The organism is Synechococcus sp. MU1611, from assembly GCF_020514255.1.
Taxonomy (GTDB): domain Bacteria; phylum Cyanobacteriota; class Cyanobacteriia; order PCC-6307; family Cyanobiaceae; genus Parasynechococcus.
This window is the reverse complement of sequence record NZ_VTLC01000003.1, coordinates 143,180-161,784: the sequence shown is the minus strand read 5'-3', so window position 1 is coordinate 161,784 and position 18,605 is coordinate 143,180. Positions and strand designations below refer to the sequence as shown.

Annotated in this window: 20 protein-coding genes and 2 pseudogenes; 8 read left to right on the top strand and 14 right to left on the bottom strand. The window is 53.1% G+C overall.

The genetic code is table 11. The features are described from left to right. Window positions 1-363 precede the first annotated feature (363 nt). Together FZZ92_RS07590 and FZZ92_RS07585 are read left to right on the top strand one after the other, a co-directional pair. A complete protein-coding gene (locus FZZ92_RS07590; RefSeq protein ID WP_226422938.1) occupies window positions 364-1,239 on the top strand; it encodes a hypothetical protein in 876 nt (291 codons plus the stop codon). A 232-nt stretch (window positions 1,240-1,471) separates the two neighbouring features. After that, complete coding sequence (locus FZZ92_RS07585) at window positions 1,472-1,756, top strand: hypothetical protein (protein ID WP_226422937.1); 285 nt, start codon at window positions 1,472-1,474, stop codon at window positions 1,754-1,756. Between the two features lie 257 nt (window positions 1,757-2,013). On the opposite strand, the gene FZZ92_RS07580 is transcribed toward FZZ92_RS07585, so the two are convergent. The 4 genes from FZZ92_RS07580 to FZZ92_RS07565 all read right to left on the bottom strand — a co-directional run bounded on the left by FZZ92_RS07580 (window position 2,014) and on the right by FZZ92_RS07565 (window position 5,485). Continuing rightward, window positions 2,014-2,568 (bottom strand): hypothetical protein, encoded by a 555-nt coding sequence (locus tag FZZ92_RS07580; protein ID WP_226422936.1) that lies wholly within the window; start codon window positions 2,566-2,568, stop codon window positions 2,014-2,016. A 1,536-nt stretch (window positions 2,569-4,104) separates the two neighbouring features. Further along, window positions 4,105-4,704, bottom strand: coding sequence for a type II secretion system protein (locus tag FZZ92_RS07575; protein WP_226422935.1), 600 nt, complete (start codon window positions 4,702-4,704; stop codon window positions 4,105-4,107). 47 nt (window positions 4,705-4,751) lie between these two features. Further along, on the bottom strand, window positions 4,752-5,063 hold the full coding sequence (locus FZZ92_RS07570; RefSeq protein ID WP_226422934.1) for a hypothetical protein: 312 nt from the start codon (window positions 5,061-5,063) through the stop codon (window positions 4,752-4,754). A 119-nt stretch (window positions 5,064-5,182) separates the two neighbouring features. Beyond that, window positions 5,183-5,485, bottom strand: coding sequence for a hypothetical protein (locus tag FZZ92_RS07565; protein ID WP_226422933.1), 303 nt, complete (start codon window positions 5,483-5,485; stop codon window positions 5,183-5,185). 47 nt (window positions 5,486-5,532) lie between these two features. Between FZZ92_RS07565 and FZZ92_RS07560 the strand changes: the two genes are divergently transcribed. Next, window positions 5,533-5,784 carry a hypothetical protein gene (locus FZZ92_RS07560; protein WP_226422932.1) on the top strand — a complete coding sequence of 84 codons (252 nt, stop codon included), beginning with the start codon at window positions 5,533-5,535 and terminating at the stop codon, window positions 5,782-5,784. Between the two features lie 289 nt (window positions 5,785-6,073). Here the strand turns inward: FZZ92_RS07560 and FZZ92_RS07555 are convergent, their stop codons facing one another. Next, window positions 6,074-6,871, bottom strand: a complete 798-nt coding sequence (locus FZZ92_RS07555) for a hypothetical protein (RefSeq protein WP_226422931.1) — start codon at window positions 6,869-6,871, stop codon at window positions 6,074-6,076. A gap of 677 nt (window positions 6,872-7,548) precedes the next feature. Here FZZ92_RS07555 and FZZ92_RS07550 point away from each other — a divergent pair. After that, a complete protein-coding gene (locus FZZ92_RS07550) occupies window positions 7,549-8,163 on the top strand; it encodes a thermonuclease family protein (RefSeq protein ID WP_226422930.1) in 615 nt (204 codons plus the stop codon). A 279-nt stretch (window positions 8,164-8,442) separates the two neighbouring features. On the opposite strand, the pseudogene FZZ92_RS07545 reads toward FZZ92_RS07550, so the two are convergent. The 4 genes and pseudogenes from FZZ92_RS07545 to FZZ92_RS07530 form a co-directional block, all read right to left on the bottom strand. Continuing rightward, window positions 8,443-8,773 (bottom strand): annotated as a pseudogene (locus FZZ92_RS07545) (hypothetical protein). Window positions 8,774-9,365: 592 nt separating this feature from the next. After that, window positions 9,366-9,599 (bottom strand): hypothetical protein, encoded by a 234-nt coding sequence (locus FZZ92_RS07540; RefSeq protein WP_226422929.1) that lies wholly within the window; start codon window positions 9,597-9,599, stop codon window positions 9,366-9,368. Window positions 9,600-9,713: 114 nt separating this feature from the next. Further along, complete coding sequence (locus tag FZZ92_RS07535) at window positions 9,714-10,409, bottom strand: GAF domain-containing protein (RefSeq protein WP_115095181.1); 696 nt, start codon at window positions 10,407-10,409, stop codon at window positions 9,714-9,716. A 45-nt stretch (window positions 10,410-10,454) separates the two neighbouring features. Beyond that, window positions 10,455-10,700: a hypothetical protein gene (locus FZZ92_RS07530; protein ID WP_226397927.1), complete on the bottom strand. Its 246-nt coding sequence runs from the start codon at window positions 10,698-10,700 to the stop codon at window positions 10,455-10,457. On the opposite strand from FZZ92_RS07530, the pseudogene FZZ92_RS07525 reads away from it, so the two are divergent. Continuing rightward, window positions 10,596-11,202: pseudogene (locus tag FZZ92_RS07525) on the top strand (DUF4079 domain-containing protein). The gene FZZ92_RS07530 and the pseudogene FZZ92_RS07525 sit on opposite strands and share 105 nt — an antisense overlap. Window positions 11,203-11,261: 59 nt before the next feature. On the opposite strand, the gene FZZ92_RS07520 reads toward FZZ92_RS07525, so the two are convergent. Together FZZ92_RS07520 and FZZ92_RS07515 are read right to left on the bottom strand one after the other, a co-directional pair. After that, window positions 11,262-12,116: a hypothetical protein gene (locus FZZ92_RS07520; RefSeq protein ID WP_226422928.1), complete on the bottom strand. Its 855-nt coding sequence runs from the start codon at window positions 12,114-12,116 to the stop codon at window positions 11,262-11,264. A gap of 50 nt (window positions 12,117-12,166) precedes the next feature. After that, window positions 12,167-12,412 (bottom strand): NifU family protein, encoded by a 246-nt coding sequence (locus tag FZZ92_RS07515; RefSeq protein WP_011128549.1) that lies wholly within the window; start codon window positions 12,410-12,412, stop codon window positions 12,167-12,169. 80 nt (window positions 12,413-12,492) lie between these two features. Between FZZ92_RS07515 and FZZ92_RS07510 the strand changes: the two genes are divergently transcribed. Then, window positions 12,493-14,001: a malate:quinone oxidoreductase gene (locus FZZ92_RS07510; RefSeq protein ID WP_226423011.1), complete on the top strand. Its 1,509-nt coding sequence runs from the start codon at window positions 12,493-12,495 to the stop codon at window positions 13,999-14,001. 3 nt (window positions 14,002-14,004) lie between these two features. Here the strand turns inward: FZZ92_RS07510 and FZZ92_RS07505 are convergent, their stop codons facing one another. After that, the gene (locus FZZ92_RS07505; RefSeq protein WP_226422927.1) at window positions 14,005-14,325 is read right to left on the bottom strand and encodes a multidrug efflux SMR transporter; all 321 of its coding nucleotides are present in this window, start codon (window positions 14,323-14,325) and stop codon (window positions 14,005-14,007) included. 71 nt (window positions 14,326-14,396) lie between these two features. On the opposite strand from FZZ92_RS07505, the gene lepA reads away from it, so the two are divergent. Together lepA and FZZ92_RS07495 are read left to right on the top strand one after the other, a co-directional pair. Then, window positions 14,397-16,217, top strand: a complete 1,821-nt coding sequence (gene lepA, locus FZZ92_RS07500; protein ID WP_226422926.1) for a translation elongation factor 4 — start codon at window positions 14,397-14,399, stop codon at window positions 16,215-16,217. 167 nt (window positions 16,218-16,384) lie between these two features. Next, complete coding sequence (locus FZZ92_RS07495) at window positions 16,385-16,840, top strand: prepilin-type cleavage/methylation domain-containing protein (protein ID WP_226422925.1); 456 nt, start codon at window positions 16,385-16,387, stop codon at window positions 16,838-16,840. Here the strand turns inward: FZZ92_RS07495 and FZZ92_RS07490 are convergent. Together FZZ92_RS07490 and FZZ92_RS07485 are read right to left on the bottom strand one after the other, a co-directional pair. After that, complete coding sequence (locus FZZ92_RS07490; RefSeq protein WP_226397895.1) at window positions 16,837-17,190, bottom strand: hypothetical protein; 354 nt, start codon at window positions 17,188-17,190, stop codon at window positions 16,837-16,839. The two genes, FZZ92_RS07495 and FZZ92_RS07490, sit on opposite strands and share 4 nt — an antisense overlap. Next, the gene (locus FZZ92_RS07485) at window positions 17,187-18,593 is read right to left on the bottom strand and encodes a sensor histidine kinase KdpD (protein WP_226422924.1); all 1,407 of its coding nucleotides are present in this window, start codon (window positions 18,591-18,593) and stop codon (window positions 17,187-17,189) included. The genes FZZ92_RS07490 and FZZ92_RS07485 overlap by 4 nt, the downstream gene beginning before the upstream one ends. Between the last annotated feature and the right edge of the window lie 12 nt (window positions 18,594-18,605).

The following is an 18,605-nucleotide window of genomic DNA, read 5'->3' as shown; positions in this document are numbered from 1 at the left end:
AAAAGAAATGGGTGACTCTGAATGCCTTCGGGAGTAAGTCGTCATTCGCGCCGTCAGACGCCAGGGATAAAGCAGCTTTAGGCACTGCTTAGTAGGACCCGTTATCTGATCCCGTCAACGTGACGCGCTAACACAGCGGCACTACCAGGAACTCAAATGAAAACCAATCCAACTCTGGATTGGCTTGTTGGTTCGTGTTTTCGGAGGATGTGCTGTAGGCGGAGCCTACGGCAACACTTCCCAAGCCGAATCTAAATGAATATCTAGACAGATATTCAATATGACCATCTGCCAGGACAATGAGCTACCAGCAGGTGGTTAAAAGTTTTCCGCGCGGAAAAAATTGATTACCTCAATTGACACATGAACCTTAAACAACTAATCACACCAAAGAACGAAGACGGAAGTGTCGATCATCGATACATACCCATAGCCCATTCAATCGTTGACCTCGCTGGTGAACGAGTAGAGGCTCAGCTTCGGAAGCTATACGCCACAACAAACAACCTTGAAAGGGAATCTGCATCTGCAGGTCTACAGCTTGTGATTGCCTTGTTCAGCATCCCAATGGATGAACGCTTTGAAAGGTCTAAGTTCAAGAAACACATCCGTGAGCAGCTTCAAGAGATTGGTTTTAAACCATCAAAGGTAAGCAAGCTGATGGGGGCTGGAGAGTTTTATGCAAGGAATCACGACCGTGCATTCCCTAACGATGGTTGGGAAGAGTGCTTCTCTGAACTTGAACGAATCGAAAGGCAAAACCGTTTCCTTGATGAGTACTTCAAGAATGTCTCAAAACTCTATGAGCTTTCTCGCATGAATGATATGGCCATTGATCGTGTACGTACTGAGTTTCTTTATGACAACAAGGTCTACACGCAATCTGAGCTGGAGGAGTTGAGACGATCTAACCCGAAGGAGGAGCGTAATGGGAAAGCTCGGAAACGAAGCAGTGAAAACGTTGAAAAGAAACGGTTAACGCATCAAGCTGAGGCACATGAGTCATTGGCTGTGATGGAAGATGCTGATGAGGCAACCGTGATTAGACAGAAAGAGTCTGCTCAAGGCTTCATTGGTAAATTCTTTCAACTGATTAAGTCAGGTGAAATCGAACATTACCTTTCTGGATACACCCCTGCTGCTCAAGCTCACCTGATTGATGAAATCAAAATGGGTATCACCTTGCTTGAAGAGTTTGTCAGAAAGAACAAAACCATTGAAGTTAGCTCTGCCAATTGATTTATGAATCCAGAACCACGTAGCAACTATGTACGACCACACATCAGGTTCTGGTGTCGTGGTCAGATCGCACTGAGTGCTAGACAACGTATCGACGAGATCCTTACGTCAAAGCCAGTCGATGCACGGGCGATGATCAGTGAATGGGTGATCTGATCTAGACCAATAGCTTGAGCCTTTAAATAGCCAACAAATTCACAATAACTAACCTCAAATCTCAAATCTGAATCTAATGAAAATCACGATTGAAATTCCAGACGACTGCTACGGAGAATATTTCGATGAAGAGGACAACCTCATTATTACTCCCCCACCAGTTGATGAAAGGGCAAAGAGAGAGAAGCTATTGGACAGGTCGTTTGATGAATGGGAATGTTTTAGATCTGAGATGGCTGGCGTAGTCGTAGATGCGCTGCTTGAATTGACACCAGGCTATACGCACCCTGAAATGCACAAAGCCGAGGAAAGGCATCATAGTATGTGTACGAAGCATCTCAATAAGTGCCTTGATCTTTGATCTTCTTTAAATAAGCCCAACAACCTTCAAGTGAACGTAGAGCCGGAGCATTACCGGCTGGTTGTCTTTTGCTAGTAGTTGGTGATTGCTACTAGCTACTGGATTGGGTGGAATCTAGTTTATCTATAAGTCACGTGTGATAACAGACGTTGATGATCTTTCTTTCTTGAAGCGGGCTACATATTCAAAAAATAGTTGATAGTGCATAATTAGCTATACGGACAACTAGCAGCGGTAAGAATGATGTGTTTTATATCTCAAGCACAGTATTTTTGCATTGCCAGTATGTCACGTTTATTTTGCTCCGTGAACGTCCACTTGGCTGCAGTTCTCGTCTTTTGATATGGGAGCCAACCAAAGATTAAAGTGTCAGCTCTCCTGGCACTGTTTAGAAAGGTGTTAGGTGCTGGTGCAAAGAAGCCAGTGCCTCCTTCTTCTTTGTTCCAGATAGTGGTTTGGGTAGCCCTTTCATTCCAGCGGATAAACACTCTTTTGTGTTCAGCATTGTAGGTGGGAGTGCTTATGAAGGTATCAAAATTACGATTTACACATCTAATGACCAGGCCAGCTGTTTCGGCTATTCCAATTGAATTGTAGACAGTAGTTTCTGACCTAAGCGTTAAATAGTAATTAGTATTTCCAGTAAGCAAGTCTTCTTCGATTCTGATTGCTGAATCCAAAGAGGGAGCAGGAACAACTGATTCGACTTCTCTAGAAGCGTTCTCGACTGGCTTGTTCTTGTCGCCCTCTAGCTTTGCAATGCAGCCGATTATGGCAAGAGCAGTTAGTAATCCTGCAATTAAGTTCTTCATTGGATAATTCTCTAGACGATGTTGTTTGCATCTTATTTGCTTTATGCCGTTACTGGCTCCTCCATTTTAGGGATCTTTAGCATTGTTCTTGTCTCCTATCCGGGTAGATACAGAAACACCCCGCTATTGCTGACGGTGTGAGCAGTCACCAGGAGCCTCCGAGGTAATGAGAAAAGATGAACTGGGCCCGTCGTCGCTGCAGAGAGTTGCTTAAGGGGGCTGGAGCTCGTTTGATTGGGTGGCGTGATTAGCTCCTGTTGATGTCCCCGGTGGCGCATTCAATCTTTTTGATATGGCTTACAAGCTGCATGAACATCATCCATCCAAAATCCCATGTATGTAAATCTATAATCGGAATGATTTTCATGACAAGAGACTTCGTCTCCTGCAATTACTTGAGAATTCCAAAGATCACCTGCGCCATCAATGTCGTATCGAAAATATTTCTGGACTGTTCCAGCAATGAAACGTCGAGAGCAAGTGCTTGCTGACCCTGATCTTGCCTTTAAAAAATGGCTGGATAGGAGTCTTGATGAGCTATTTAATGGTGCTGCTTGAAAAGCATTGGTATGACTAAGAAAATGCTCTGACCCTCCTACTAGAATAGGAGAAACAAAAGACCATCAAATATCTCCAAACCTAGTACCGGTACACCGAGCGAGCGGAGCGAGCGAGGTGTCAGAAAGACACAACATTCCATTTATTTATGTTTAGGTGAACGACTGAACGAACGAGCGTAGCGAGTTCGTGAAGGAGTGAACAAACATCTTTTATGTAATGACGTTAACCCGACTAGATAGACGACATACATCACAGTCATTATCTAATCAGTTATTCTCATCAACCTTCAAGTGAACAGAGAATAGGAGCATTACCTGTTGGTTGTCTTGGCTAGTAGATCGTGGTTGCTACTAGCTACTGGATTGGGTGGAATCTAGTTTATCTATAAGTCACGTGTGATAACAGATCTTGTCTATGTAGATAGTTCTGTTGTTCAACGAGTATGTGGTCATCCTGTACCGGTTCGATTCCGGTAGCTCGTCTTGGTGTTAGTCGCCTATTCCTTCGTGAGTAGGTGAACTAAACACCCAATTTATTAACTATGAAAACCGCTAAAGAAATTCATGTAGACAACAGAGTCAGGACTGTCATGGAGTGCTCAGTCTGTGGTGCTACAACCCATGTCAAAGCTGGAATCGATACCAAGACCGCTCAAGCTGCATTGGAGCGTCCTTGCGGAGCTTGTAACCTTGTAAGGAATCCTCTTGTCAACCAAGGCTGGTGGTTGGAATTTGGTCTTGATCAGAATCCTTACGTCTATGGACCCATGCCACGTCTACGGACCTCTGTGCGTTACCGCATCGAAGAGGCAAGAAGGATGGGATGGATGGCTTGGACTTGGAATGATGAATACACGGAGGAACGGAAAAGGGGTGCCTTACCTGTCAAGAAGGACTGAGGGTCTTTCACGGAGGATTATGTCCGGGAGACCCTGGACGTTTGAAGGATGGAATGCCCGACTTTATCGATGTTTAGTCAGCAAAAAGTGCTTGAAGCTTTAGAGGTCTGAGAGAGCTCATATTTGTATTTAACAAGCTTAGAAGCTCCTGTCTGAGCATTAAAACAAGCACTAACAGTCCAGTTTCTGTAAGAGCTATTGTGGTGCGGGCTTGCCCAAAACTGCGAATAATTACCGTAACCTCCACGATACTGAATAGCGCAGTGACCACTAGGTGAAGGCCAATAAGTGTTGAAGTTGCCTCCGCCACCAATTTGCCTTGTTGAGGCTTTGACAGGGGGGTGACTTGAGCAGTCAGATGGGCTGTCCTTAGGACAGGCCAATATGCTTACCAGGCCATGGTTTTCAAGCGTTCCAATGTTAAGTGGAAGCTCGTTGTAAGTGTTGTAGTAGCCGATCACGGCTTTGTTGTATGCCGATAACTGCTGGGAGCAATCAGAAATAATTACTGACTTAATTATTTCGTGGTAACCAGGAATGGCGAGCCCGCACAATATCGCCACAATCATGAAAACAAATATCAGCTCAATTAAGGTAAAACCTCCCTCTGAGCTTAAATTCCTGTCAAAAGAAAACCTTTTGCAAGCAACGGTCTCAAGAGGAGGAATCTTATTCATGCATAAAATATAACAACGCCCACTGGAGCACCCAACGTGATCGACGTTTAGGGACGCAGGTTGGTGCACTGGCCCATTGGCACCTCCTTGCCTCTGACGATCAGTTGTTCGTAGTTGGTATTTGGGTTGTGGACATAGGAAGCAACTAGGGAAGCGAGTGCAGAATCTGACAGCGGAAATCCTCTGCCCGCGGCTTCTGCGTTGTCCCAAATCATGAGCTTGCACCACCTGCTGCCACAAGCACTGGATGAGAGCTGCACCAGTTTCTCGGTACTGGTGTCGGAGGTGACGATGAATTTGGTGCCACTCGTCCCAGCAGGCAGCGGAATCTTGCTGACGACCGTGTAGCCAGTGTTCATACATGGGCTACTTCCGCATGCCGCCAGGGCGGTTGAAGCGAAAAGAGATGCAGCAACAAGGAGCTTTCTCATGCACCAATGATGGCAACGATCGCAGCAACGACCAACGTGATCGACGTTTAAAAGGAGTAGGCCCCTGTGTCGCTACTTAGTTCGACGCCAGTGACTGCTTCGCGATATGTCTCCATCTCCGAGCACCAGTTCCTATCAAATTTGCCCATATAGCCCTCATCTCTTCGCTGCATGTTTTCTTCGCATCCAATGGCCATTTTCGTCCAGGTGACGCAAGCCTTGGAAGCTGTGGTGCAGACCTCGTCAGCACCTCGGTACTTCAGGAGTTTGGCCTGACGATCAGCGTGTTTCTCTTCTCCGCCACAAGACACCAGAGCGGGGAGAAGGAGTAGGGGGAGGAGCTTTCTCATGCGCCAAGGATGGCATCGATCATTGGAGCGATCAACACCGCATCACCATGAACATCAACGAAGCCATCGAAAAAGCCAGCCAAGCCAAATCTTCCGCTGACAACTGGGTTGGTCTTATCTGCCTTTTTGAATTTGGTGTCGGAATCCTCGCCGCTCCGTTCACCATGGGCGTCTCCTTATTTGCCCTGCTGGCAATTCCCCCTACAGCTTGCTTGGGAGCCTGTGCAACGAACACCAAGCGCACCGCTGAACTGTCTGAGGTTCAAGCCCAGCTTTTGGCTGAGATCTATCGCCGTTGATCAGCCCCTTGCAATGATGTGAGTCACCAGGTCAGCATTCACACCTCCCTATTCCTGATCTAAGGGATTTGCCGGAACTTGAGGTCGCATCAGAATTGTTTTAACGATCAATGCGGCATGGCGTTCCAAAGGGTAATCGCAGGGGCCAGGTCTGGGATGACGTTTCGGCGCTAAACAAGATCATCAACAACACCCGCTTAAGACTGACAGGCAAGTCAGAGCGGGAGTTTGAACCAGCGTTTATGTCCTCTGTCAATGTTGAACTGTTTTCTGGCCTTTAAGAATTTAGTTACTGCATAAGCTTTATATACTCATTATTAAACTCAACTAGTTCTTTAAAAGACTTTTTCAGTTCATCATTTTGAATAGCAATCGCGTCACTGAGGCTCCCAATCATTGATGGATCTCGCAGCTCTTCCGGAACTGAGAGATATTCGATCAAGTCGCTTAGGGTCTCAAGTGCAAATTTTTTTGCCTTTTTCAAGCTCGATGATTCGCTTGTAATCCTACTTTTAGTGGCCTCTAATGCTGGAATAGATGGCTCAAGAAGGGGATTTCCGTCTGCTATCTGCAGTGCTTGATTAACTTTCTTGGACATTTTCCCGATGGAGCCCAAAGATCTATTGCACCAGATCATGTGCTCTTGACACTTCAATGCAGACTCGATTGCAGCAAGGCTGACTGAAATGCCATCCAACAGCTCGATTGAATTATCCTTGAATAGTTTATTCATTGTCTTCTGGAATGACCCCTCAATAAATTTAGTTGTATAAGTAGCTAAGGGAGGCGATGAGTCTGGCAGAAGTGCTCTTATTGGCATTATCGATAAGGTGACTTTATTTCCGTCGTGGCTTGCTCTTTCAATAAAACCAAACTGACCTGAATATGAGCAGGGCTTCCCAGAATTTTCCTTTTGCCAAAGACGGGCATTGCCCGAATGGATCCCATTGGAGATGCTTATTAATACTAAAATTATTGCTGCAGCACACCCCAGGGCAAGGGTTATTGGCCACAGGGCAATTAATAAACATATGAATACTACAAGCCAAAAATCGTTTGATAGACCAATTGTCTTTTTCAAGCGCATGGTAGCAATCTCTTTTACTTTAGCAGTCCGGAATGTGCTGTAGGCATTTTGCTTTTGCTGCTAATTTTTGCATGTAGCTATTCATTTAGACAAATCGACAAAATAAGTAATCGCTGACAATGAGCTAGTCAAGACAGTTCTTGACTCCATCTACTTCCGAATAGCTGGCACACGTGCCCCGTTTTGGGCTGACCATGGTGGGAGCGTATGGAGTCAGGGATGGGACGGTCATGCTTGGCATTGAGAAGTTCAGGGTGCCTCCGCCGTGACAATGGCGCCCACCACTCTGGTTGTCTCTGTGGCAGCCATCAGCAGCCAATCCGCCCCCGTGCGCATGAGATATTGCTGGAGAAAAGCCAAGAATTAGCAGTAGGACTATTTTCCCCGTCGAGCGAAAGGTAACAATCGCGAAACTATTTACAGACATCACATGCAAGGTTGAATGCTCCAAGAATAGTATCCGAGATGAACGACTACGTGGTATTGACTTTGCAGTTTCACTGGATTTACCTAAGTGTGGCTGTGGATCTTGGAAGGACCTCGCCAGCCTATTCTTTACTTTGAAGATCTTTTGTAGCTTGTATTGTCTTATTTTAGGCATCTGGCTTCAGGACTCAAAGTCCAAAGACGAGAATGCTGATAGGAAAGCTTTAAGACATGAATGGAGAAAGGATGCGATGAAAGCAGCTTCTGCTCTCCTGCTCCCTATCTGCCTCACGACAAGCGTCAACGCTGCACAGGTGGTTTCTGTAGGTGATGGCGATACGATTCGTGTCTCTGAAGGAAGCAGTCGAATCACTGTTCGCCTCGCATGCATCGATGCACCGGAGACATCTCAGCGACCGTGGGGTGCAAGGTCAACGGCATTACTGAAGCAGCTAACACCCGTTGGCTCAGAGGTGACATTGAGGGTGAAAACCAAAGACCGCTACGGAAGAACCGTGGCGGAATTGCTCAACCGTCGAGGGAATGTGAACCAGCTGATGGTTGAAGCAGGCCAAGCATTTGCCTATCGGAGGTACCTCCGTCAGTGCGATTCACAGAGATACCTGCAGCTTGAGAACGAAGCCCAGCGTCAGGGCATCGGAGTCTGGTCCATTGGGCCGTCAGGCATCGCACGGCCTTGGGACTATCGGCGAGGGAGACGCAGCAGTTCATCAAGCTCAGGCACCTCTCGCAAATACCGCTGCAAGGACATTGGATCTTGGAGTCGCGCTCAAGAGCTTTTGGCTCAGGGTCACCATTACCTCGATGGTGATGGCGATGGAGAAGCCTGCGAATCACTCAGGTAACCATCTATGAATTGCGCAGTGGGTGGCGCTGCGAAACCTGATTGAGCTGGCTAAGGACAGCTAGCGCCTACGACTCGCTTTGGCTCTTAAGGCTTGCTTGTTGCGCCATACGGCGAGATAACCGCCGAGTCCAAAGCCAACCAGCAGGAGTAGAGGACTCATGCTTCGTCTGATGGCTGCTTTTCAACCGTAATCACAGCAGTTGCGCCGAAGTGGCTCCTAGGGTTAACTGCAAATTTTTTAGTTCCCTATACGGGTAAGCGTGGCCGCCAATGACCCCTATCCCCCCTTTGCCCGAGGTGAGTGGGGCCTTGATGTCTCTCCTCGCGCCTTCTTTGCGGTCAGACCCGTCTGAGCTGCAGCGCTGGCTGCCAGTGCAAATAGGCCAACGAGCCCGATGAGCTGGTTCTGAAGCTCCTCTCCAGCGCCTGCGTCTTGCCCCAGAACCGCCCCTAGAACGAACCAGGTCGTGGCTAAGTGCTGACGTCGTCCAGTACGCCTTCCAGCGGCGCTGATAGAGGTATCCGGCGCCAAGACCAGGCAACACGTTCAGGGTCACCGCTACCCAGCCAGCAGACGCGGCGAGGATCTCTTGCTTAGTGGGTGTCATGACCCAGGGTTTTCTCGGCTGACTTTGGCGACCAAATTCTGTGACTAAAGGTATGACTAAAGCTTCATGGTCTCTTCTTCAAAAACGACTGCGCTGCAGGTGATCTGAGCTTTTCTAAATAGAAGTGCGTCCTAGTTGAAGTACGTCTTGTTCTGCAGGGCAGGGCAGAGGTCGCGCATGGTTACGGCACTGACGAGAGCCGAAGGATGGGTGCCACCACGTTGGCAAGACCATCGGGTCGTAGCCAGGCGATAGACGCTGAGCCTGCTGCGTGATCGTGTCAGGGCTGGGTCAATGAATTCAGCACCACTTTTTTCGGAATTTTTTTTCCGCTGTTCGTTCCATCTGCCATCCAGACCAGCGTCGCCATTCGATCTCAGCTGCCGTCAGGCATTGATCGGCGAGCGATTCTTTTTGGTTCTTGGGTATGGCAAATCGGATGGGGCAAGCAGGACCAGCGTTCAACTCAATCTCCCGACATGAACCAACCCTGTCTTGCAGGTTGGTTACGTGATGGTTCTGTTTGATACCGAACGCAATCGATCAGTATTTCAACTCAGTTTGCATCGCAATCTTGTGGGCCTGGAAAGCTTCAGCTGGCCTTGAGGTACACCTTGCGACCTTTGGCGTCCACTTTGTATCGACCACCCCGAGGGCCGATGTGAATCACATCTGTTAGCAATGTGTTGATTGGGGTCGGTGGTTCCAAGCGTTCTGCTTCGACCACTGGAGATGCGGAAATATCTGAGGTCTGCGTTTGCAGGTGTGGCGCAGCTTTGAAAATATTGAGCCCGAGCTTGCGATACAGAAAATCTGCAATTCGCATAACGCATCACCAGAACTTCAAGTTTATTTTCCGGTGATGTCAAGTGTTCGTGGTGTTGCTTCTCTCAATCACACATCTTCAATGGGTTCAACCGTGCCTGTTCAAGGAATCGAGTCAGCTCGTTGGGACGTCTGGGAAGTGCTCGTTCATGCACTCGGGGCAGATGCCATGGCTGAAATTCAGTGTGCTGTGCTGCATCAGGAACCGTTCGATCGGTTGCCAGAATCCTTCGCTGTCGCGGATGGATTTGCAGTAGCTGCAGGTGGTGATCAAGCCCTGATGGTGATGCATCTGGCAGAACTCATCCATCAGGGCCAGTGAGCGGCGCCTGAGTTCCAAAAGAGTGGTGGCCTGATCAGCCAGGCCTTCCATCACCTTGTATTGCGAATTGGTGAGTGATTTGGGAATGCGATCAATCACGCAAAGCGTTCCGATGCGGTGATTGATATCGGTTTTGAGGGGGAATCCTGCGTAGAGGCGGATGTGGGGTTCTTCCTGAACGAGGGGGTTGTCGCGGAATTTCTCGTGAAACAGTGCGTCCTCAACAACTAGCGGTTTGGAATCGAGAATCGTATGGGCGCAAAAGGAGATGTCCCGGTCTGTTTCACTGGCTTCAAGTCCCACCTTTGATTTGAACCACTGACGTTTTTCGTCCACCAGAGAGATCAGGGCAATCGGCGACTGGCAAATCTCTGAGGCCATTCTGGTGATGTTGTCAAACGCCTTTTCAGGCTTTGTTCCCAGAATTCGATATTCACTGAGTGATCTCAGCCTGGCTGCTTCGTTGATCGGCTTGGGTGCTGTCCGCATTGGTTCAGCTCGCTAGGCATGCCTGTGGTCTAAGGCATTCATTTTTTATTTTCTGTAAATATGCAGTGCGATACTTTGCGCTTTGTTGATTTTAATTTGATCGATTAATTTAATTCGCAGGGCGGCCACTTGAGGCATCAAGGCTGCTGGCCATGCTTGACCGTTGAAGGGCATGGACTCCGACATATGACGACAACCGATTGGCTCTGGATTCTCCATCCCGCCTTGGCGGTTGTTCTGATGTAGCCCTTGATTGGAATGGTGGTGCGTCTGGCTTGGCAGACGCGTCAACGTCGTGTCGCACAGGTGAAGCACCCACCCTCGTGGGACGCAATCACAGTGATCTGGGCCGTTGGCCGGCGGTGCTGGTCGAGCCTCCCAGCTGCTTATCGTGCTTCTGGGGATGGGGGCGAGCCTCGTTGCCCTTTGGCGAAGTAAGGCGGCCGCTCTACGCCTCAGTTTCAATCTGATCTCCTGGATCGGTGTTTTGACCCTCGGAGCGCAGCCTGAGGTTTGGTGTCTGTCGGACGACCCCCTGTCGCCGGCGTTCTGGCAGTCCCATGACTGGGCTGGTGTTGCGGTTAGAGGACTGATGCTGTTCTCCTTAGCGGCTCGGCCTGAGATCCTGCGAGACCTCCGCCTCCGCCGTTTGCATGTCATGGCGTCAGTGCTGGGGGCCGTGTTGTTTTTCATGCAGGGTGTGACTGGCACGCGGGATCTGCTGGAGATTCCGCTGAGCTGGCAAAAAACAGCGTTGTACGGGTGCGATTTCGTTCTACGGAGCTGTCCGTAGAGCGTGATGAACGTCCAGCAACAAGACAGAAGCCTTGCTTGGAACTGGAACTCCAATGTTTATTGGCCGATTTGCTGCTGAAGGCTCTCAATCAAGGCCAGCATGGCCGGTTCATTGGCATGTTGCGCCAACACCACCAGGTGTTCGGTGTAGATGTACGGCTCGAAGTTTTGATCCACCAGCCATGGCAGTGGTTGAGCTACTCGCATCTCTGGGGTGAGATAAGCCATATGGAAGCTTTGTCCCGAATGCCTTGAAGGCCGCAGGGTCATTGTTTTGTTTCGCTCTGGCTGGTTGATCGTGAGCAACTCTTCAAACCACTCTTGGGAGCGCTCGCGACAACTCGCGGGGAGGAAGGGCATCAGCTTCAGCTGCAGATTTCCCCTTTCCAAGCTCCATTGGAAAGAATCCGCGAGTTCGCTTTCGCTCTGATTGTTCCGGTTCAGAAGGGTGAGCTCGATCGGGCGGTTGTGCAGCTTGAGGATGAAGAGATCGTCGCGATTGTCGGGAATCTGCGTCGGCGTGGCCAGACAGGCGTCCAGGACGTGTTCTCTCAACAGCGTCACGGGATCTGTGCAGTTGAGGTCCACTCGCTGCGGGTTCATTGTCCAGCCCTCGGGTGGAACAACGCCGGGACTGTTCTGAAGCCAGAAGGGAGCCTGGAGGCGAAGACCTAGCCGGCGTTTGAGGCGAGCCATCTGGTGCACCTGGCGTTCCAGATCCAGAAGCTGAAGGTCGCCTGATACCTCCAACTCACGCTTGGTGCGTTTCAGCTCGATTCCGAATTGACGCAGAACCTTGTGGTGGCGCCGAGAAATCGTGCTCTGGTTCGAGAACTCAACTTCCGCTGCTCGCTCTGTTGAGCCCAGCCATAGGGTCAAATCGAGTGCTGCGAGTTGTTCCTCGGTGACCATTCAGCCGACTTGACCTCTTCAAATTTATTCGGCTTTCACCGAAATGCTTCTCAGAGCACTTGCACCACTTCGCTCACTTCGGGAATCGATTCGCGCATCTTGCGTTCAATGCCCATCTTTAGGGTCATCGTGCTGCTGGGGCAGCTGCCGCAGGCTCCCTGCAGACGCACCTTAACGATCGGGCCATCCAGTTCCACCACTTCAACGTTGCCGCCGTCGGCCATCAGGAAGGGGCGCAGTTCATCCAGCACCTTCTCCACGTTCTCCAGCGTGAGGGCCATGGTTTCAGTGCTCATTGGGATGAACCAGACGTCAGGGTCCCAAGGTTACGGAGTGGCCCCATAGGGTGACGAGAGCGGTTAACCCTCCAGCTCCGGTGCAGCACGACGGTTCGTTCAACCCAGAGGCTCGTTACGACGCCGTGCTGGTGGGTGCCGGAATCATGAGCGCCACGCTGGCGGCCTTGCTGCACGAACTGGATCCGCAGCTGCAGATTCTTCTTGTCGAGCGGCTCGAAGCCCCTGCACTGGAAAGCAGCGCAGCGGTGAACAACGCTGGCACCGGCCATGCCGCCAACTGCGAACTCAATTACACCCCTCTCCAGGCGGATGGCACCGTCGCCACCGCTAAAGCGGTGGCCATCAATGCGTCGTTTGAACGAAGCCTGGAGTTCTGGGGGTCGCTGCGGGAGCGGGGCGAGCTCGACACCGGCAGCTTTCTGCAGCAAGCGGCGCACATCAGCGCGGTGTGGACGCCCGAAAACATCGCTTTTCTGCGTCAGCGTTTCAGCCAATTGAAGGAGCTGCCGGCCTTTGCGCGGATGCGCTGGAGCGAGGAGCAAAGCGAGCTCACCGAATGGATGCCCCTGGTGATGGCGGGGCGTGATCTCAAGCAGCCGGTGGCGGCGACGCGGATTGATCGGGGTACCGACGTTGATTTCGGCACCCTCACCCGGGCCTATCTGATGCCGCTTCAGCAGAGCGGAGCCCTCACTGTTGTGTATGGCACTCAGGTGCAAGACCTCAAGCGCTTGCGCCGAAGCGACATGACCGAAGCCGACTGGCGCGTGGTGCTGAAGGGGCCCTCCGGCAAGAAGGAGGTGCGTGCTCCCTTTGTCTTCCTCGGTGCCGGTGGTGGAGCCCTGCCGCTGATGCAACGTTCTGGGATTCCGGAGGCGGCCGATTTTGCTGGCTTCCCAGTGAGTGGCCTTTGGCTGGTTTGCGGCGATGCGCAGCTGGCCGACCGGCAACGCGCCAAGGTGTACGGCAAGGCAGCGGTGGGTGCCCCGCCGATGTCGGTGCCCCACCTCGACACTCGCTGGATCGATGGCAAGCGGTCGCTGTTGTTTGGCCCCTTTGCCGGTTTCAGCAGCAAGTTCCTCAAGCAGGGTTCCTTGCTGGATCTGCCCGCCTCCGTTCGCGCCACAAATCTGGTGCCGATGCTGCAGGTGGGCGCCACCAATTTCGAATTGGTGCAATACCTGATCAATCAGCTGCGCCAGAGTCCTGCCGAGCGGCATGAGGCCCTACAGCAGTTCATGCCCACCGCCCGCGCTGAAGATTGGACCCTTTCGGTGGCCGGCCAGCGGGTGCAGATCATCAAACGCAGCAAGCAGGGCGGTCGGCTGCAGCTGGGAACGGAGGTGGTCGCCTCCGGCGATGGCTCCCTCGCGGCGTTGCTGGGGGCCTCCCCGGGAGCGAGCACGGCGGTAACGATCATGTTGGAGGTGCTAAAGCGCTGCTTCAAGCAACGCCTCGACGGCGACGCCTGGCAGCAGCGGCTGCAAGCACTGTTGCCCAGCATCAATGAAGACCCTCAGCAGGATCCGCAGGTGCTGCAGCGGATGCGGGAGCGCAGCGATGCCTTGCTGGGACTCACCCCCTGAAGCTCATTTCGCCAAATTCACCAAGACCACCCCGGCGGTGATCAGGCCGATGCCGATCAACTGGGTGGGCTGCAGCATCTGGCTGTAGGCGAAGCGCCCCACCAGCACGATCACCACGGTGCCGATGCCGCTCCAGAGGGCATAGGTGATGCCCAAGGGAATGCTCAGCACCACCTTGGAGAGCAGGGCCATGGCGATGGCATAGGCGCTGAACACCAGCAGGGTGGGCAGCGGTCGAGTCATGCCTTCCGACAACCGCAGGCAGGAGGTGCCAATCACCTCAGCGCTGATCGCCAGCAGCAGCAGGGTCCAGGGATTGCTCATGACCACTGGTGCGGCTCCTTAGGATTGGGACAACGACGATCTCTGGACCCGAGACGGGATTCCGCCGCTGCATGACCGACGCCCCCGTCTCACGGATCCGCAACTTCTGCATCATTGCCCACATCGACCACGGCAAGTCGACCCTGGCCGACCGGTTGCTGCAAGACACGGGCACCGTGGCCAACAGGGATATGCAGGAGCAGTTCCTGGACAACATGGATCTGGAACGGGAGCGGGGCATCACGATCAAGCTCCAGGCCGCCCGGATGAATTACACCGCTGCTGATGGCGAGGAGTACGTCCTCAACTTGATCGACACCCCGGGTCACGTCGACTTCTCCTATGAGGTGAGCCGCAGCCTGCAGGCCTGTGAAGGCGCGTTGTTGGTGGTGGACGCCAGCCAGGGTGTGGAGGCCCAGACCCTGGCCAACGTGTATCTGGCGCTGGACAACGATCTCGAGATCATCCCGGTGCTCAACAAGATCGATCTGCCCGGGGCCGATCCCGATCGGATCAAGGAAGAGGTCGAGGCGATCATCGGACTCGATTGCAGCAACGCCATTTCCTGCTCGGCCAAGACCGGTTTGGGTGTGCCCGAGATCCTGCAGGCCGTGGTCGACCGGGTGCCCCCGCCGAAGGATGCGGTGGAGGAACCCACCAAGGCACTGATCTTCGACTCGTATTACGACCCTTACCGGGGCGTGATCGTTTATTTCCGGGTGATGAGCGGCCGGATCAACTGCAAAGACAGAGTGCTGTTGATGGCCAGCAAGAAGACCTATGAGCTCGATGAGATCGGGATCATGGCGCCTGATCAGAAGAAGGTGGATGAGCTCCACGCCGGTGAGGTGGGTTATCTGGCGGCCTCGATCAAGGCCGTGGCCGATGCGAGGGTCGGCGACACGATCACCCTGGTGAATGCGCCGGCGGATGAGGCTTTACCCGGATACACCGAGGCCAAGCCAATGGTGTTTTGCGGCCTGTTCCCCACGGAGGCTGATCAGTACCCAGACCTGCGTGATGCTCTCGACAAGCTGCAGCTGTCTGATGCGGCGCTGAAGTACGAGCCGGAAACCAGCAGTGCAATGGGCTTCGGTTTTCGCTGCGGCTTCCTTGGCCTGCTGCACATGGAGATCGTGCAGGAGCGGCTGGAGCGCGAATACGACCTCGATCTGATCGTCACCGCGCCATCGGTGATCTACAAGGTGAACATGATCGATGGCTCAGAGGTGATGGTGGACAACCCCGCCACACTTCCCGATCCGCAAAAGCGTGAGTCGATCGAAGAGCCCTACGTGAAGATGGAGATCTATGCACCGAATGAATACAACGGTGCCTTGATGGGCCTCTGCCAGGAACGGCGCGGTGAGTACATCGATATGAAATACATCACCACCGATCGGGTGACATTGATCTACGAGTTACCGCTGGCGGAAGTGGTGACCGACTTCTTCGATCAGATGAAGACGCGCACCCAGGGCTATGCCTCGATGGAATACAGCCTGATCGGGTACCGCAAGAACCAGTTAGTGCGCCTGGATGTGTTGATCAATGGCGAGCGGGCCGATGCTCTCACCACGATCGTCCATCAAGACAAGGCCTACAACGTGGGCAAGGCCTTGGTGGAGAAACTCAAGGAACTGATTCCTCGCCAGCAGTTCAAGATCCCCATTCAGGCGTCCATTGGCAGCAGGATCATTGCCTCCACCAGCATCAGCGCCATCCGCAAAGATGTGTTGGCCAAGTGTTATGGCGGTGACATCTCCAGGAAGAAGAAACTGTTGAAGAAACAAGCCAAAGGCAAGAAGCGGATGAAGGCCATGGGTAAGGTGGATGTGCCGCAGGAGGCCTTCATGGCGGTGCTGAAGCTGAACGATGGAGGAGGGAACTAAGCCCTCCCTCCATGTGATGAAGGGTCAAAGGTCTTCGACCTTGATGTATGAACCAGAAGTTTTACTCGAGAGGAGTTGCATCCATGTGGAATCAAGTCCCACACTTGTGGAATTGATTTTGATGGATCGATTCCCATTGGTCACCCGGGTGGCATTCAATCCGGCGTATGTTGTTCGCAGAAACCCGTCAGGGCGGCTCTCTTGCAGAGAGCTTTCAGTTGAAGCAATGGCAACGCCGCACGCTGGAGCTGGTGAAGGGCGATCTGGAGCGAGCCTCCAGCTGGCGGATCGACCCTGATCCGTCTGTTAGCTGGCCTTGTGCTTTGGCCGGTCGGCGACCCCAGCTCGCTATTACGCCAAGCGACGGCTCTGATCCTGTGCTGTACAGCCTGGGACCGGCGCCATCAGCGATTTGGCGCGGCTCAGTCTTGATGCGCTGCGGGCCTGCCTTTGATCTCCAGGGCAGCATTCGAGCTGGCAGCCGCTATCAGAACCGTGTTGTGTTGGATGCCGTGGAGTCGTTCCAACTCCACCAGCCGCCCGGACTGCCGGTGCTGCAGATTCAGCTTGAACAACGCTCCCGCCTCGGTGACCGTCGTGTTCGCTCCCAGGCGGTGGGTTAAGGCTCTGGGATGGCCTCTGGCTCCGGAGCCATCAAGAAAAACACCGTTAACGCCACTTCAGACATCGCCAGGAACAGGTGATCCAACCAGCCGAATTCCACGCCCATGCCCATGGCAGTGATCCAGCTGTTCACCACCACCATCACCGTCGCAAAGATCGCCAACACCAGCGCAGGCAGAGTCCGCAGCAAACGCCGTTGATCCCAGAGCGTCCACAGCAGGGGAATCAAAACAACAGTGCAGACGCCGTGCAGGATGCGCATCGACACATCGCTGTGCATGTGTGGTGTGATTGCAGCCCAGAGATTCACCGGGATCAGCAGTGAGCAGAACACCAGAAACGGAATCATGACGGCAGGATCACGGTGAAGCAGCTGCCTTCACCCAGGCTGCTCTGCACCTCAATGCTGCCGCCCATTCCCTCCACCAGCAGCTTCACCACCGAAAGTCCTAAGCCGGAGCCTGTTTTTTCTGGGGCGTTGCTGGCCCGTTGAAAGCGCTGGAAGACCTGCCCCAGGTCTTCAGGCGGGATGCCGATGCCTTGATCGATCACCTCGATGAAGGACGCACCGCTTGTGTGCCGCAGCACCAGACGGATGGGTGAGCGCTCAGGCGAATACTTGTCGGCGTTTTCGATCAGATCCAGCAGCACCTGACGCAGCCTGGGCGGATCGGCCTGGGCGATTGCATCGCGGGCCATTGGATCGTCAGGCAGTTCCAGCAGCAGGGGACGGTTCAAGGTGTTGCGGGCCAGATCCGCCACTTCTTCCAGCTGGTCGGCGATGCGCAGCGGTTCATTGGCGAGGGCCAATCTGCCGGAATCCCCGCGGGACAGGTCCAGCAGATCGTCCAGCAGCCGGCGCATGCGGATGCTTTCATCCTCTGCGGTCTCTAGCCCCTTCACCTGGTCGGGGCTGAGGTTGTCGCCCCGTTTGATCGTGCGGTGCAGATAGCCCTGAACGATGGTGAGGGGGGTGCGCAGTTCGTGGCTCACAGCGCTCACGAACTGGCGTTGCTGACTCCATGACTGGGCCAAACGTTCCAACAAGTCGTTGTAAGTGCGGCTCAGCTGCATCACTTCGACAGGGCCCTGACCCAGCTGCAATTTGGCGTTGGCCAGGGTGTCGGCCGTTAATTGGGAGGTGGCGGAATTGAGCTGATCCAACGGCTGAACCACGCGCCGCACCACCCAGCTCACACTGAGCAAGGTGATCGCCAGGCAGCTGCCCCAAACCATGATCATCAACCCCAAATAATTGTTCAGGGCTTGAAGGTTGGAGCTGGCCCGTTGTGCCATCCAGAGGCGTGAGCCATCGGGGAGCTGCTTGACCAGCTCTGTGACCAGCCGTTGATCATCGACGTCGATCGTGTGTTGAAGCCCCGGCTCACGGCCTGGGTTGGTGGCCATTGCGGTTTGGATCGTATCGTCCGAGAGGGACTGGTGAATGCTGGGCCGCACCAGGACGCCGTTGTTGCGTTCGATCCAAAGGTTCGTGTTCAGATTGGAGTGGAACAGAAGCTCCTGTTCAAGACGGGCTGGATCGTTCTGCAGGTCCGTGATGGCGTCTTCGCAAAGCTCGATGCTCTGGCGGGCCAATTGCCGGTCATTGGCCAGCAGATTCCGCTGACCGATGAACAAGCCCACCGACGAGGCTCCGGTGAACCCAAGAAAGACAACGAGATAGGTGGCCAGTTGCAGCTGACCTTGGAGGCTGCCGAGGAGTCGTTGTCGCCAGCGGTAGCGGGAAGGCATGGATTCATTCTT